12 protein-coding genes and 3 tRNA genes are annotated in these 15,241 nt (G+C 61.3%); all 15 read right to left on the bottom strand.

Going from position 1 to position 15,241, the window contains the following annotated elements; genetic code table 11:
* Positions 1-315: 315 nt before the first annotated feature.
* Positions 316-392, bottom strand: a tRNA-Asp gene (locus AB4N48_RS14490).
* Positions 393-485: 93 nt separating this feature from the next.
* A tRNA-Asp gene (locus AB4N48_RS14495) sits at positions 486-562 on the bottom strand.
* 55 nt (positions 563-617) lie between these two features.
* Positions 618-693, bottom strand: a tRNA-Val gene (locus tag AB4N48_RS14500).
* A gap of 176 nt (positions 694-869) precedes the next feature.
* Positions 870-1,646: an SDR family oxidoreductase gene (locus AB4N48_RS14505; RefSeq protein ID WP_217879703.1), complete on the bottom strand. Its 777-nt coding sequence runs from the start codon at positions 1,644-1,646 to the stop codon at positions 870-872.
* Positions 1,643-2,854 carry an O-succinylhomoserine sulfhydrylase gene (locus AB4N48_RS14510; RefSeq protein WP_016773944.1) on the bottom strand — a complete coding sequence of 404 codons (1,212 nt, stop codon included), beginning with the start codon at positions 2,852-2,854 and terminating at the stop codon, positions 1,643-1,645. Before AB4N48_RS14510 ends, AB4N48_RS14505 begins: the two co-directional genes overlap by 4 nt.
* A 71-nt stretch (positions 2,855-2,925) precedes the next feature.
* The gene (gene purF / locus AB4N48_RS14515) at positions 2,926-4,431 is read right to left on the bottom strand and encodes an amidophosphoribosyltransferase (protein ID WP_016773943.1); all 1,506 of its coding nucleotides are present in this window, start codon (positions 4,429-4,431) and stop codon (positions 2,926-2,928) included.
* Between the two features lie 41 nt (positions 4,432-4,472).
* Complete coding sequence (locus AB4N48_RS14520) at positions 4,473-5,033, bottom strand: CvpA family protein (RefSeq protein WP_016773942.1); 561 nt, start codon at positions 5,031-5,033, stop codon at positions 4,473-4,475.
* 98 nt (positions 5,034-5,131) lie between these two features.
* A complete protein-coding gene (locus AB4N48_RS14525; RefSeq protein WP_460093761.1) occupies positions 5,132-5,800 on the bottom strand; it encodes an SPOR domain-containing protein in 669 nt (222 codons plus the stop codon).
* Positions 5,784-7,091, bottom strand: coding sequence for a bifunctional tetrahydrofolate synthase/dihydrofolate synthase (gene folC / locus AB4N48_RS14530; protein WP_460093763.1), 1,308 nt, complete (start codon positions 7,089-7,091; stop codon positions 5,784-5,786). Before folC ends, AB4N48_RS14525 begins: the two co-directional genes overlap by 17 nt.
* Positions 7,088-8,008, bottom strand: a complete 921-nt coding sequence (gene accD / locus AB4N48_RS14535; RefSeq protein ID WP_016773939.1) for an acetyl-CoA carboxylase, carboxyltransferase subunit beta — start codon at positions 8,006-8,008, stop codon at positions 7,088-7,090. Before accD ends, folC begins: the two co-directional genes overlap by 4 nt.
* A gap of 198 nt (positions 8,009-8,206) precedes the next feature.
* On the bottom strand, positions 8,207-8,839 hold the full coding sequence (locus AB4N48_RS14540) for a phosphoribosylanthranilate isomerase (protein WP_095179496.1): 633 nt from the start codon (positions 8,837-8,839) through the stop codon (positions 8,207-8,209).
* A gap of 64 nt (positions 8,840-8,903) precedes the next feature.
* A complete protein-coding gene (gene truA, locus AB4N48_RS14545; RefSeq protein ID WP_016773937.1) occupies positions 8,904-9,728 on the bottom strand; it encodes a tRNA pseudouridine(38-40) synthase TruA in 825 nt (274 codons plus the stop codon).
* Positions 9,729-10,001: 273 nt separating this feature from the next.
* A complete protein-coding gene (locus tag AB4N48_RS14550) occupies positions 10,002-12,662 on the bottom strand; it encodes a FimV/HubP family polar landmark protein (RefSeq protein WP_460093766.1) in 2,661 nt (886 codons plus the stop codon).
* Positions 12,663-12,871: 209 nt separating this feature from the next.
* On the bottom strand, positions 12,872-13,882 hold the full coding sequence (locus AB4N48_RS14555; RefSeq protein ID WP_095179494.1) for an aspartate-semialdehyde dehydrogenase: 1,011 nt from the start codon (positions 13,880-13,882) through the stop codon (positions 12,872-12,874).
* A gap of 245 nt (positions 13,883-14,127) precedes the next feature.
* Positions 14,128-15,240: an aspartate-semialdehyde dehydrogenase gene (asd, locus tag AB4N48_RS14560; protein ID WP_016773934.1), complete on the bottom strand. Its 1,113-nt coding sequence runs from the start codon at positions 15,238-15,240 to the stop codon at positions 14,128-14,130.
* Position 15,241 lies beyond the last annotated feature (1 nt).

Raw genomic sequence — 15,241 nt, forward strand, 5'->3', positions numbered from 1 at the left:
AGTTACAAAAACCTGACTAAATAATCAAAAAACCAATGCGACGTAGCACCGCAGAAGGCTTGCAGAGATTCTTGTAGGAGCTGTCGAGTGAAACGAGGCCGCGATCTTTTGATCTTGCTTTTTAAAATCAAGATCAAAAGATCGCAGCGTGCCGCAGCTCCTACAGGACGATTTGCGTAGGAGTTCGAGAGAGGAATAGCTAAATTTCAGACACAAAAAACCCCGGTCTTTCGACCAGGGTCTTTGCTATCGATCCGATTCAGCCAATGGCTTATCTCGGCGCTTCAAGGCGTTCAGTGGTCCTTGAAACAGATATGGCGCAGCGGACGGGACTCGAACCCGCGACCCCCGGCGTGACAGGCCGGTATTCTAACCGACTGAACTACCGCTGCGTATCGCTTTGAGCTTGCGCTCAAGTAACTCGTTTTGATTGCCGGCTTCGGTGCCTTGCAATCGCGAATCAGATGAATCTGACTCGTAAAATATGGCGCAGCGGACGGGACTCGAACCCGCGACCCCCGGCGTGACAGGCCGGTATTCTAACCGACTGAACTACCGCTGCGCGTCGGTGCAGGCACTTTCAGCCTACTCTCTTGCTTGCGCAAGCTTCTCGGGAGTGGTGGGTGATGACGGGATCGAACCGCCGACATTCTGCTTGTAAGGCAGACGCTCTCCCAGCTGAGCTAATCACCCGTTTGCATCTCCGAGGCCGCGAAATTTACGCAGGTGGCGAAGCTAAGTCAATAGCAGGATTGGAGTTTTTTTTAAAAACGGGTTTTAGCTGCAAGCTGCAAGAAAAAGCAGGATCACCTAAAGCAGGCACACCAGCGTCTTGCTTTAACTTGCAGCTTGAAGCTTGAAGCTGCCTTTCACTGCTCGTAGATCATCTTCTTGGTCATGCCGCCATCGACGACGAATTCCTGCCCGGTGACAAATCCCGCATTGCGCGACAGCAACCACGCCACCATCGCCGCCACGTCTTCCACCGTCCCCACCCTGCCCGCCGGATGCTGGGCGTGATCGGCATCGGCCAACGGTTCGGCGCGACGCACCGAGGGATCACGCGCATCGATCCAGCCAGGACTGACTGCGTTCACGCGGATTTCCGGCCCAAGGCTGATTGCCAGCGCATGGGTCAGCGCCAACAGCCCACCCTTGCTCGCCGCATACGCCTCGGAGTCCGCCTCCGACTGTCGCGCACGGGTCGAGGCCAGATTGACGATCGAACCGTTGTGCGCACGCAGATAAGGCGCACAGTGCTTGGCCAGCAACATCGGCCCGCTCAGATTCACCGCCAGCACCCGATTCCAATACGCCAGATCGAGGCTTTCCAGGGTGATGTTGTGCGGATCGGCCACCGCCGCGTTGCAGACCAACGCATCGAGGCGACCAAACTGCCCCAGCACCTCGGCCACGCCCAGTGCGACCTGATTTTCCTCGGCGACGTCCATGGCGATGAACCAGGCGTTTTCGCCGAGCACCTTCGCCACTTTCGAACCACGCACCCGATCAAGATCGGTCAGCACCACTTGCCAGCCTTCGCTGATCAGCCAGGCGGCAATTCCGAGGCCGATACCGCGTGCAGCGCCAGTGACCAGCGCCACGCGGCCATGGGTATTGGCCGCCGGTGTGGACAACTCGATCACAATGCCGCCAGACCGCGCGCCAGGTCAGCCTGCAGGTCAGCCACATCTTCCAGACCAACCGCGACGCGGATAAGGCTGTCGCGAATCCCCGCCGCTTCACGCTCCTGCGGCGCCAGACGGCCGTGGGAGGTGGTGCTAGGATGGGTGATCGTGGTTTTGCTGTCGCCGAGGTTGGCGGTGATCGAAATCAACCGCGTGGCATCGATAAAGCGCCAGGCGCCTTCTTTGCCGCCCTTGACCTCGAAGCTGACCACCGCACCAAAACCCTTCTGCTGGCGCTGAGCCAACTCGTGCTGCGGATGGCTCTTGAGGCCGGCGTAATGGACTTTCTCGATGCCGTCCTGCTGCTCCAGCCATTCGGCCAGCGCCTGAGCGTTGGCGCAATGCGCTTTCATGCGCAGATTGAGGGTCTCGAGGCCTTTGAGGAAGATCCACGCGTTGAACGGGCTGAGGGTCGGCCCGGCGGTCCGCAGGAAACCCACCACTTCTTTCATCTGTTCACCGCGACCGGCGACAACGCCGCCCATGCAGCGACCCTGACCGTCGATGAACTTGGTCGCCGAGTGCACGACAATGTCCGCGCCGAGCTTCAGCGGCTGCTGCAACGCCGGGGTGCAGAAGCAGTTGTCGACCACCAGCTGCGCGCCCTTGGCATGCGCGATTTCTGCCAGCGCGGCGATATCCACCAGCTCGGCCAACGGGTTGGACGGCGATTCGACAAAAAGCAGTTTGGTGTTGGACTTGATCGCCGCGTCCCAGGCTGACAGATCGGCCAGCGGGACGTAATCGACTTCGACGCCGAAGCGTTTAAAGTATTTCTCGAAGAGGCTGATGGTCGAGCCGAACACGCTGCGCGACACCAGCACATGATCGCCAGCACTGCACAGGCTCATCACCACCGCCATGATCGCGGCCATGCCGGTTGCCGTGGCGACGGCTTGCTCGGCGCCCTCCAACGCGGCAATGCGTTCTTCGAACGCGCGCACGGTCGGGTTGGTGTAGCGCGAATAGACGTTGCCAGGCACTTCGCCGGCAAAGCGCGCCGCTGCATCGGCAGCGGTGCGGAACACGTAACTGGAGGTGAAGAACATCGGGTCACCGTGTTCGCCTTCCGGCGTGCGGTGCTGACCGGCACGGACGGCCAGGGTATCGAACGCTACGCCTTCGAGGTCGCTGTCCAGCCGACCGGCATCCCATTCCTGACTCATGCTGTCTCTCCTTGCTGTTCTCGAACAATAAATATCAGATACAAAACCGGCCCCTCAGGGCCGGTGGAAACTCAGTTGTTGTACAGATCGATGATCGCACTGACTGCCTGGGTCTTGACCTTCGAGGCATCGTTGCGCGCCTGTTCGATCTTGTTCAGGTAAGCCTCGTCGACGTCACCGGTCACGTACTTGCCGTCAAACACTGCGCAATCGAAGTGCTCGATCTTGATCTTGCCGCCGCCGACCGCTTCGATCAAGTCAGGCAGATCCTGATAGATCAGCCAGTCTGCACCGATCAGGTCGGCCACGTCCTGAGTCGAACGGTTGTGCGCGATCAGTTCGTGGGCGCTCGGCATGTCGATACCGTACACGTTCGGGAAGCGCACCGCAGGTGCCGCCGAGCAGAAGTAGACGTTTTTCGCGCCAGCTTCGCGGGCCATCTGGATGATCTGCTTGCAGGTGGTGCCGCGCACGATCGAGTCATCGACCAGCATGACGTTCTTGCCACGGAATTCCAGCTCGATGGCATTGAGCTTCTGGCGTACCGACTTCTTGCGCGCAGCCTGGCCCGGCATGATGAAGGTGCGACCGATGTAACGGTTCTTGACGAAACCTTCGCGGAATTTCACGCCCAGGTGATTGGCCAGCTCCAGCGCTGCGGTACGGCTGGTGTCCGGAATCGGGATGACCACGTCGATATCGTGTTCAGGGCGCTCGCGCAGGATCTTCTCGGCAAGCTTCTCGCCCATGCGCAGACGCGCCTTGTAAACCGACACGCCGTCGATGATCGAGTCCGGACGCGCCAGGTAGACGTGTTCGAAAATGCACGGGGTCAGCGACGGGTTGGTTGCGCACTGACGGGTGTGCAGCTTGCCGTCTTCAGTGATGTAGACCGCTTCACCCGGGGCCAGGTCGCGAATCAGGGTAAAACCGAGCACGTCCAGCGAAACGCTTTCCGAGGCGATCATGTACTCGACGCCTTCGTCGGTGTGTCGCTGGCCAAACACGATCGGGCGGATGCCGTGCGGATCGCGGAAACCGACGATGCCGTAACCGGTGACCATCGCCACAACGGCGTAACCACCAACGCAACGGTTGTGCACGTCGGTCACGGCGGCGAACACGTCTTCTTCGGTCGGCTGCAGCTTGCCGCGCTGGGCCAGCTCGTGGGCGAATACGTTGAGCAGCACTTCCGAATCGGAACTGGTGTTGACGTGACGCAGATCGGATTCGTAAATCTCTTTGGCCAACTGTTCAACGTTGGTCAGGTTACCGTTATGCGCCAGTGTGATGCCGTACGGCGAGTTGACGTAGAACGGCTGGGCTTCGGCCGACGTCGAGCTGCCGGCAGTCGGGTAACGGACGTGGCCGATACCCATGTGGCCGACCAGACGCTGCATGTGACGCTGCTGGAACACGTCACGCACCAGGCCATTATCCTTGCGCAGGAACAACCGGCCATCATGGCTGGTCACGATACCGGCAGCGTCCTGGCCGCGGTGCTGGAGCACGGTTAGCGCGTCATACAGCGCCTGATTGACGTTCGACTTACCGACGATACCGACGATGCCACACATGCGACGCAACCCCTACTTAATGGATCTGAACTGAACAGCACTCACTGAGGCGTTTTCGCCGTCGGCAAGAGCTGCTCCTTGAACGGAATCTCAGCGGGTACGCTGATTCCGCTGGCAAGCCACTGACTGCTCCACCCGAGTATCAGGTTTTTGGACCAGTCGGCGACCAATAGAAACTTGGGCACGAGCTGTGATTCTTTCCACCAGCCGTCCTGCTGTACCGGCCCCAGGCTCAACAGCCCGACCGCCACGACCACCAGCAACACGCCACGCGCTGCGCCGAAGGCCATGCCGAGGAATCGATCAGTCCCGGACAACCCGGTGACGCGAACCAACTCGCCGATAAGATAATTGATCATTGCGCCCACGATCAGTGTGGCGACAAACATGATGGCACAGCCCGCGATCACGCGAGCCGACGGGGTTTCGATGTATCCGGCGAGGTACTCGGACAGTGAGCCACCAAACATCCAGGCAACCGCTCCTGCGATGATCCAGGTCAGCAGCGATAAAGCTTCCTTTACGAAGCCGCGGCTCAGACTGATCAAAGCGGAGATGGCGATGATTGCAACGATCGCCCAGTCAACCCAGGTAAATGGCACAGTGCAGCCTACAGACGGATAAGGCGGCGCATTTTAGCAGAGCGCATGGCTGTCGGTAAGCTGCGATTGTCAGTGCTTTTCAATCGAGGTGATAGATTTCAGCCACGTTCAGGCTGAAAACGGACAACGAAGCCCTTGAGGTTCTGCTGACGACTCAGCAGATCGCGCAGACGATCGGCTTCGGCACGCTCGATCAGCGGACCGACGAACACCCGATTCTTGCCATCGGCAGAACGAATGTAGGCGTTATAGCCCTGGCTGCGCAGGTTCTTCTGCAGGCTTTCGGCGCTGGCGCGGCTCGACAGACTGGCCAGTTGCACCGACCAGCTCACCGACAGACCGTTGGCATCGACGCGGCTCTGCGTGGTATCCGACTTGCTCGTTGCCGATGTGATCGGCTGGGCCGGCGCAGGAATTGGCTTGGCCACTGGCGGCGGCGTTGCCGGACGGGCAATTTGCGCAGGGATGGTCGGTGCCGGGGCGGCCGGGGCGGCCGGGGTGGCCGGTGCAGCGGGCGCAGCTTCTTCAGCGACTTCTTCGTCAGTCGGCACAGGCTCTTGCGGCAAGGCTTGCGGCTCGGGCACGGCGACCGGGTCCATTTGCACTTGCGGCATGGACGAAGGCTGAGGCGCAGCCGGGGCCTCGACGGTCACCTGACGCTGCTCGTCCTGACGGGAAAACAGCATCGGCAGGAAGATCACCGCCAGCGCCACCAGCACCAGCGCGCCAACCATGCGCTGCTTGTACGCTTTATCCAGCAAAGCCATTTGCCGCTTCCTCCGTGGAGCGCCGGGCCAGCCATTCAAGGGCCTCGGCGACACAATAAAATGATCCGAACAAGAGAATCTCGTCGTCGCTGGTCGCAATCGCGCACTGCCCTTCCAGAGCGGCCGCAACGCTGGCATAGGACGTAACCGAAGCACCAAGGTTCTGCAGCGCGGCCTCAAGCTCAGCCACCGGACGCGCGCGCGGCGAATCCAGCGGCGCGACAGCCCAATGCGCGACACTAGCATTCAATTCGCCAACAACACCATCCAGATCCTTGTCGGCCAGCAATCCGAACACCGCCAGACGCTTGCCAACCGGCGGCCGCGCGGCCAGACGCCGGGCGAGATACTCAGCGGCGTGCGGGTTGTGACCAACATCAAGCAAAACGTTCAGGCGCTTGCCATTCCATTCGAATGACCGACGATCGAGGCGTCCGACCACGCGCGTCGCCTGCAATGCAGGGACAATCTGTTCGGCATTCCACGGCAAACCTGTCAGCAGATAAGCTTGCAGCGCCAGCGCGGCGTTTTCCATCGGCAGATCGAGCAGCGGCAAGTCGCGCAACTCGACCACTTGGCCTAGGGCATCGGTGCCGCGCCACTGCCAATGCTGCTCGGTGAAGCCAAGATCGAAATCGCGTCCACGCAGGAAGAACGGGCAAGCCAGTTCGTGCGCCTTGTCGAGCAGTGGTTGCGGAGGATTCAGGTCGCCACACAGAGCAGGCTTGCCCTGGCGGAAAATTCCGGCCTTCTCGAAGGCCACGGATTCGCGGGTATCGCCCAGATAATCGGCGTGATCGACGCCAATGCTGGTGACCAGCGCAATATCGGCATCGACCACATTGACGGTATCCAGACGCCCGCCCAACCCGACCTCAAGCACCACAGCGTCAAGCGCCGCCTGCTGGAACAGCCAGAACGCTGCCAGAGTGCCCATTTCGAAGTAAGTCAGGGAAGTGTCGCCGCGGCCCGCCTCGACCGCAGCAAAGGCTTCGCAGAGCTGCACGTCAGTGGCTTCGACGCCGTTGAGCTGCACCCGCTCGTTGTAACGCAGCAGGTGCGGAGAATTGTAGACACCAACGCTCAGGCCCTGCGCACGCAGCAATGAAGCCACGAACGCGCAGGTCGAACCCTTGCCGTTGGTGCCGGTGACCGTGATCACCCGAGGCGCCGGCTGGCCCAGCCGCATGCGGGACGCTACCTGTTGCGAACGCTCCAGGCCCATGTCGATGGCCGACGGATGCAACTGCTCAAGGTAGGCGAGCCATTCACCAAGGGTGCGCTGGGTCATACGTTGGCAGGCACCGGCGGCACCACGATCGGTTCGATCGGCGCGGCGACGAACTTCGGCGTCGGCTTGCCGGTCATCTGTGCCAGCAGGTTACCCAGACGCGGACGCAATTCCTGACGGTGAATGATCATGTCGATCGCGCCGTGCTCGAGCAGGAACTCGCTGCGCTGGAAGCCTTCCGGCAGTTTCTCGCGCACGGTCTGCTCGATTACCCGCGGACCGGCGAAGCCGATCAGGGCTTTCGGTTCGCCGACGATGACGTCGCCAAGCATCGCCAGACTGGCGGAAACGCCGCCGTAGACCGGGTCGGTGAGTACGGAAATGAACGGAATGCCTTCTTCACGCAGACGCGCAAGCACGGCCGAAGTCTTGGCCATCTGCATCAGCGAGATCAGCGCTTCCTGCATGCGTGCACCACCGGAGGCGGCGAAGCAGATCATCGGGCAGCGGTTTTCCAGTGCGTAGTTGGCAGCGCGAACGAAGCGCTCACCGACGATGGCGCCCATGGAACCGCCCATGAAGTTGAATTCGAATGCCGAAACCACTACCGGCATGCCCAGCAAGGTACCGCTGACCGAGATCAGCGCGTCTTTTTCGCCGGTCTGCTTTTGCGCGGCAACCAGGCGATCCTTGTACTTCTTGCCGTCGCGGAATTTCAGACGGTCAACCGGCTCCAGGTCAGCACCCAGTTCGTTGCGGCCTTCCGGGTCGAGGAAAATGTCGATGCGCGCACGTGCGCCGATGCGCATGTGATGGTTGCACTTGGGGCAAACGTCCAGGGTCTTTTCCAGCTCCGGACGGTACAACACCGCCTCGCAGGACGGGCATTTGTGCCACAGACCTTCAGGCACCGAGCTCTTCTTGACCTCCGAGCGCATGATCGAAGGGATCAGTTTGTCTACTAACCAGTTGCTCATGCTTTCTTTCTCCAGTACCGGCGGCCCGAACGCTCTGGTTCGCAGCCCCGCGTATGCCCTTGAGCTAAATTCATGTGTGTGGCGATGGTTGCCGAACAGTGGCGGTCAGCGCGGAACATGACCTGCGACGATTCAGCAACCCTCAGCCGCGCCTGCTTTGTGCAAGTGCATTGATGGACGGCGGCAGACTGCCAGCCGTCACATCGACGATGTATTGCCGCGCACCGCGTTGATGAATGCGCGAATCCTGTGGTGATCCTTGATGCCTTTGCTCGCTTCTACCCCGCCGCTGACATCCACCGCGTAGGGTTTGACCCGTGCTACCGCGTCGGCAACGTTCTCCGGCGTCAGGCCGCCGGCCAGAATCAGCGGTTTGCTCAAGTGTTGCGGAATCAGTGACCAGTCAAACGCCTCGCCGGTTCCACCGGGCACCCCTTCGACATAGGTGTCGAGCAGCACGCCACTGGCGCCGGGAAAGGCATCGCAGGCAGCAGCAATGTCATCACCCGCCTTGACCCGCAGCGCTTTGATGTACGGACGATGCCAGCCTTCACACTCCTCCGCACTTTCGTCGCCATGGAACTGCAGCAGATCCAGCGGCACCGCATCGAGGATTTCCCCCAGCTCGCAACGACTGGCATTGACGAACAGCCCCACGGTGGTAACGAACGGCGGCAGCGCCTTGATGATCGCCCGCGCCTGCTGCACGTTCACCGCTCGCGGACTCTTGGCGTAAAACACCAGGCCGATCGCGTCGGCACCGGCTTCGACGGCGGCCAGCGCATCTTCGATGCGGGTAATGCCGCAGATCTTGCTGCGAACGGCTGACATGTCAGGAAAACCTCAAGGCAAAATCCGAAAACGTCCCGGATGGTAACAAAAGCGTTCGAGGGCGTCAGCCGTCAAGTTCGGAGAAACCCGTAAGGAAATGTGGCCCGATAAAGCGCTCGGGCAACGGAAATTCGTCGTGGTACTCGACCTGCACCAGATACAACCCGTAGGGATGCGCCGTGACCCCGCCGGAGCGACGCTCGCGACTTTCCAGCACTTCCTTCATCCACTCCACCGGACGCTCACCGGCACCGATGGTCATCAGCACACCAGCGATATTGCGCACCATGTGATGCAGGAACGCGTTGGCCCGAATGTCGAGCACGATCATCTTGCCGTGACGGGTCACGCGCAGGTGATGCATCTTCTTGATCGGCGACTTTGCCTGGCACTGACCGGCCCGGAACGCACTGAAGTCGTGGGTACCAATCAGGTACTGCGCGGCCTCGGCCATGCGCTCGGCGTCGAGCGGACGGTGATTCCAGGTGATTTCTTCATTGAGGTGCGCCGGGCGGATCTGATCGTTGTAGATCACATAGCGATAACGCCGGGCAATGGCTTTGAAGCGCGCATGAAAATGCGCCGGCATGACCCTGGCCCAACTGACGCTGATGTCGTGGGGCAGATTGATATTGGCGCCCATGACCCAGGCTTTCAGCGAGCGATCAACCTGGGTGTCAAAGTGCACCACTTGGCCGCAGGCATGCACGCCGGCATCGGTACGCCCGGCGCATTGCAGGGAAACCGGCGAATTGGCGACTTTCGACAGGGCTTTTTCAAGCTCTTCCTGCACCGTCGCCACTCCGGTCAGCTGCCGTTGCCAGCCGCTGTAGCGCGAGCCTTTGTACTCAACGCCCAGCGCGACGCGGTAAAAGCCGTCGGGCGCCATTTCGGCGACCGGGTTATCTATGTTTGCCAAGGTGGGACAGCCTGCTGATTTGCAAAGGCGGGCATTATAAGGCGGTGGGCCGGGGATGCCAGAGTTCTCTATCGCATGATCTGCCGCCATCGCTGGCAAGCCAGCTCCCACATTGATTTGCGGCGTGCACCCAACCTGTGGGAGCTGGCTTGCCAGCGATGACGACGGCACTCACAACCCTTCATCCGGCACAAACAAAAACGGCAGCCCCACCGGGCTGCCGCTTGTTGTTTACCGCTGAACTTACGCCAGGTTGGAAAGCATTTCCTTGGCCTCGCCCCGCTGCTTCTCGTCACCCTCGGTCAACACTTCGTTGAGGATGTCACGCGCACCGTCAGCGTCGCCCATGTCGATGTAAGCCTGGGCCAGATCGAGTTTGGTCGCTGCTTCGTCGGTGCCGGCGAGAAAGTCGAAATCGTCTTCGCCCAGATCATCGCCCAACGCAGCGTCCGCTTCGGTGAAGCTCGGCTCGGCAATGCTTTGCGACAGGCGATCCAGCTCGGCATTGACGTCGTCGAGCTCGGCCGCGAAGGCGTCCGGCTCGGCGGCTGGGTTGGTGTCCATTTCGTCGGCAAGCGACAGGTCGAAATCGGCTGGGAGTTCCAGATCGTCCTGCGGCACGTCAGCAACTACCGGCGTCTCGACCGGCGGCAAGTCCTTCACGCCGTCGTCAAGATCCAGCAGGAAGTCATCTTCAGCCAACGTGGCCGGCGATGGTTCGGCGCCCAGATCCATGTCCAGATCGAAGTCCGACAGATCGTCGAGATTGTCTTTCATCTCGGTCTGCTCTTGCAGCACCGAAGCGAAGCTCAGATCGTCTTCGGCCGGAAACGCGTCGAGCTCGACAGGCGCTTCTGGCTCGACCGCTGGCGCAGGATCGACCGGGGTGATGTTGTCGAGGTCGTCCAGGCTCAAATCGAACGCGGTGTCGAGATCGTCAGCGGCAGCCTCGGGCGCTTGCGGCTCGTCTTGCAGCAATTCCTTGACGTACTGCGCGTCCAGTTCGGCAGCGACGGCGGCAGCTGCCAGCCCACCGGCAGCGACCACAGCCATGGCCGGGAAGCGGCTTTTCAGCGCTTCGACCTTGGCGAAGTTATCGCCATTGGCCACCAGTTGACGCTCTTGCGCAACGAACGCATCGCGGTCGCCCTGCTGACCGTAGACTTCCATCAGCTTCAGGCGCAGATCGCTGCGTTCCGGCTCAAGGCTGACGCCCTCTTCCAGCAGCGCAGCGGCCTGATTAAGGCGGCCGGCATTGATGTGCGATTGCGCTTTGTCGAGCACATCATCAGAGCGTTCGCCGGCCGGGGCCACCAGTGGTGCGGCAATCGGCGCAGCCATCACCACCGGAGTGACGACCGGTGCAGGGGCTGGCGCAGGTGCCGGAGCTGGCGTGTTGAGCTTGACGCTGGCTGCCGGGGTTTCCAGGCCGGAGAAGCTGCTTTCCGGCAGATCCTGCTCAGCGGAGAACTCTTGCTCTTCAGCCAGAGCGCGGGCCATGCGCAGGTGCTTTTCGGCTTCCTGCTGGGCTTTGCGACGGCGTGCCAGCAGCAACAGCAGAAGCAGCAGAACAATCGCACCGCCGCCGATCAGGCCGAGCAGGATCGGATTGGTCAGCAGCTCATTGAAGGCTTTGTCGTCATCGGCGGCAGCAGGCGGCGTAGTTTCGACCACCGGCTCGACGACTGGCTCAACCGGGGTTTCCGCTGGCGGCGCGATGGCCGACTCTGGAGTCGGTGAAGCCGCTGCGGCGTCGGCCGGGGTGGCTGGCGGTGTTGCGGCCAGTTCGGCAGTGATCGCCGGCACCGGCGGCACAGCAGCAGTGGCGCCAGGCGCAGCGCCGGCGCCGTCGGCCTGCATCTTCGCCAGTTGATTGTTCTTCAGCTCGATCAGCTTTTGCAGCTTGTCCAACTGGCTCTGCAGATCAGCCATGCGGCTTTTCAGTTCCTCGTTGTCACGACGGGTCGTGTCGAGGTTTTCCTGAGTGATTGCCAGTTTGTTGCTCAGCGCCTTGGCGTCGCCGGCCGGGCCTTTCGCACCGGGCTTGGCGCTTTCCGCCGAGACCAAGCTCAGATTGTCCTGGGTGTTGGCCGCTGCACCGGTATTGCCACGGCCACGATTGGTCGCATCCAGCTGCTGCTGACCGGTGCCAGGCTTGCCTACGTAACGACGGCCCTGACGCCAGGCTTCGTTCTGCGCCGCCACTTCAGCGATGGCAGCCGACTGCGGCAGCGCTGTGCTTTGTACCGGGTCCGGCAGACGCAGCACCTGGCCGGTTTTCAGACGGTTGATGTTGCCGTCGATAAAGGCATTCGGATTGAGCGCCTGAATCGCCAGCATGGTCTGCTGCACCGAGCCGCCGTTGCGCGCCTTCGCGGCGATTTCCCACAGGGTATCGCGCGGCGTGGTGGTGTATTGATTGCGATGGGTGGCGCCAGTGGTTGGCGCGGTGATGGTCTGCGACGGCGCCGGTTGCGCGGCGGCGTCTGCGGTCTGCGGCGAGAATTTCGACGGATCGAGCAGCACGCTGTAATCACGCAACAAGCGGCCATTGGGCCACATCACCTGCACGAGGAACTTCACCATCGGTTCCGACAGCGGTTGGCTCGAGGTCACGCGCAACACGCTTTTGCCGTTGGCGTTGAGCACCGGGGTGAACGTCAGGTCATTGAGAAAAGCCTGACGGTCGACGCCGGCCTTGGCGAAATCTTCAGGGGAAGCCAGGCTCGGCACCACTTCGGCAGCGGTGAGATCCTTGACGTCGAGCAGCTCGATTTCAGCCACCAACGGCTGGTTCAGGGTCGACTTCAGGGTCAGCTCCCCGAGCCCGAGGGCATGCGCCATACCGGAGGACAGCGCCGAGGCGGCCGCTATTGCTAACACCAGTTTGCGAACTTGAACCATAGCCTCATCCTTTGTTTGAACGTTCCTCGGCCAGCGAGAAGCTTTTGAATACCGCTGCCGTAAGGCATTGCGCGCGACGACGGGGGTCGCCGCGCGCGATCATTTCGGTGCTGCCCCGGAAAGTCCCGGAGGGTGACTCGTCATCGACGCGCTTCGGGCAAGCATAGCGCTCACCTAGAATCAGTCGACAAATTGTTGCCAAGTATCTTTTACAGCAGGTCTTTTATCAACAACTCAGCCAGTTGCACGGCGTTGAGCGCCGCGCCTTTGCGTACGTTATCTGACGTCAGCCAAAGATTTAGTTCCGCCGGGTCGTCGACGCCCGTCCGCACGCGGCCTACGTAGACCACGTCCTGCCCCACCGCATCGCCGACCGCGGTCGGATAATCACCGGCCTCGACCAGCTCGATGCCCGGTGCAGCCTCAAGCGCTGCGTTGACCTTTTCCAGGTCAACAGCGCTGCCTGACTGCAAGGTCACGCTAAAGCTATCGCCAAAAAACACCGGGGCTTGAACGCAAGTGGCAGAAATCTTCAATAAAGGTTTTGCCAGAACCTGGCGCAGCTCTCGAACCAATCGTTTTTCCAGCAGCGTGTGGCCCTGCGCATCAGGCGTACCGACTTGTGCCAGCAGGTTGAACGCCATCTGCCGATCAAAGAACGTCGGCTCCAGCGGGCGCATGTTGAGCAGCTCGGCGGTCTGCCGCGCGAGCTCGGTGACTGCCTCGCGGCCTTGTGCCGAAACGGCCAGATTGGCGGTGACGTTGACGTATTGCAGATCGAGCAGATCGAGCAACGGCGCCAGCACCACCGCAAGCGTCGTCGCAGACGGGCTTGGGCTGCTGACCTGGAATGGGCTTTTCAGACTGGCGAGAATATCGGCATTGGCCTCGGGCACCACTTGTGGCGCCTGATCGGCGGGCAAGGCGCCGGACAAGTCGATCAACGAGCAACCGGCAGCATGGGCGCGGGCGGCGTAGCTCAGCGACACAGCAGCGCCGGCGGCGAAGAACACCAGTCTGACCTTGCTGAAATCGAACTCGTCGACCTCGCGCACGCGGACGTTTTTGTTGCGGAACAGCACCGAGCTGCCGGCCGATTCACTGCTGGCCAGCAGGTGCAGATTGCCGACCGGGAAGTCGCGTTCTTCGAGAATCTGTACGAGGGTTTCGCCGACAGTACCGGTGGCGCCGATAACGGCGATATCGAAAGTCTGGGTCATGGAGCTACCTCTGGCAAAACGGGGGGAGCGGCACTTTACCGGGTGGGTGGCGCGCAGGCAATTTCTGCAGGATTTGCGGCGGCTGGACCGGCCCTTTCGCGAGCAGGCTCGCTCCCACAGGGACCGCATTTCAATGTGGGAGCGAGCCTGCTCGCGAAAAAGGCAGTACAGACACCGGAGAAATCCTTGGCATAAAAAAACCCGCACCTCTCACAAGGCACGGGCTTCTTCAATGCTTCAAGCGATCAACGCTCCAGCAGGATCCGCAGCATGCGGCGCAGCGGTTCGGCCGCGCCCCACAGCAGTTGGTCGCCGACGGTGAAGGCGCCGACGAATTGCGAACCCATGTTCAGCTTGCGCAGACGACCGACCGGTACATTCAGGGTGCCGGTGACCTTGGTCGGGCTCAGCTCCTGCATGCTGATCTCGCGGTTGTTCGGTACCAGCTTGACCCAAGGGTTGTGCTGGCTGATCAGCCCTTCGATATCGGCGATCGGTACGTCTTTGTTCAGCTTGATGGTCAGCGCCTGGCTGTGGCAGCGCATGGCGCCGATGCGCACGCAGATGCCGTCGACCGGGATCGGGCTCTTGAAGCGACCGAGGATCTTGTTGGTCTCGGCCTGGGCCTTCCACTCTTCGCGGCTCTGGCCGTTCGGCAGTTCCTTGTCGATCCACGGGATCAGGCTGCCGGCCAGCGGTACGCCGAAGTTTTCGGTCGGGTACGCGTCGCTGCGCATGGCTTCGGCCACGCGACGGTCGATGTCGAGGATCGCGCTGGCCGGATCGGCCAGTTGATCGGCGACAGCGGCGTGGGTCGCGCCCATCTGCTTGATCAGTTCACGCATGTTCTGCGCGCCGGCACCGGAGGCCGCCTGATAGGTCATGGCGCTCATCCACTCGACCAGACCGGCCTCGAACAGACCGCCCAGACCCATCAGCATCAGGCTGACGGTGCAGTTGCCGCCAATGTAGTTCTTGGTGCCCGCGTCCAGTTGCTGGTCGATGACCTTGCGGTTGACCGGATCGAGAATGATCACCGCGTCATCGTTCATACGCAGGCTCGACGCCGCGTCGATCCAGTAACCCTGCCAGCCGGCTTCGCGCAGCTTGGGAAATACTTCGCTGGTGTAGTCGCCGCCCTGGCAGGTCAGGATCACGTCGAGGGTCTTCAGCTCGTCAATGCTGTAAGCGTCCTTGAGCGGAGCAATGTCCTTGCCCACGGACGGGCCTTGGCCACCGACATTGGACGTGGTGAAAAACACCGGCTCGATAAGATCGAAATCCTGCTCTTCCAGCATCCGCTGCATGAGCACGGAACCGACCATCCCGCGCCAACCGATCAGACCTACACGTTTCATC

The organism is Pseudomonas sp. S2_C11, assembly GCF_054668395.1.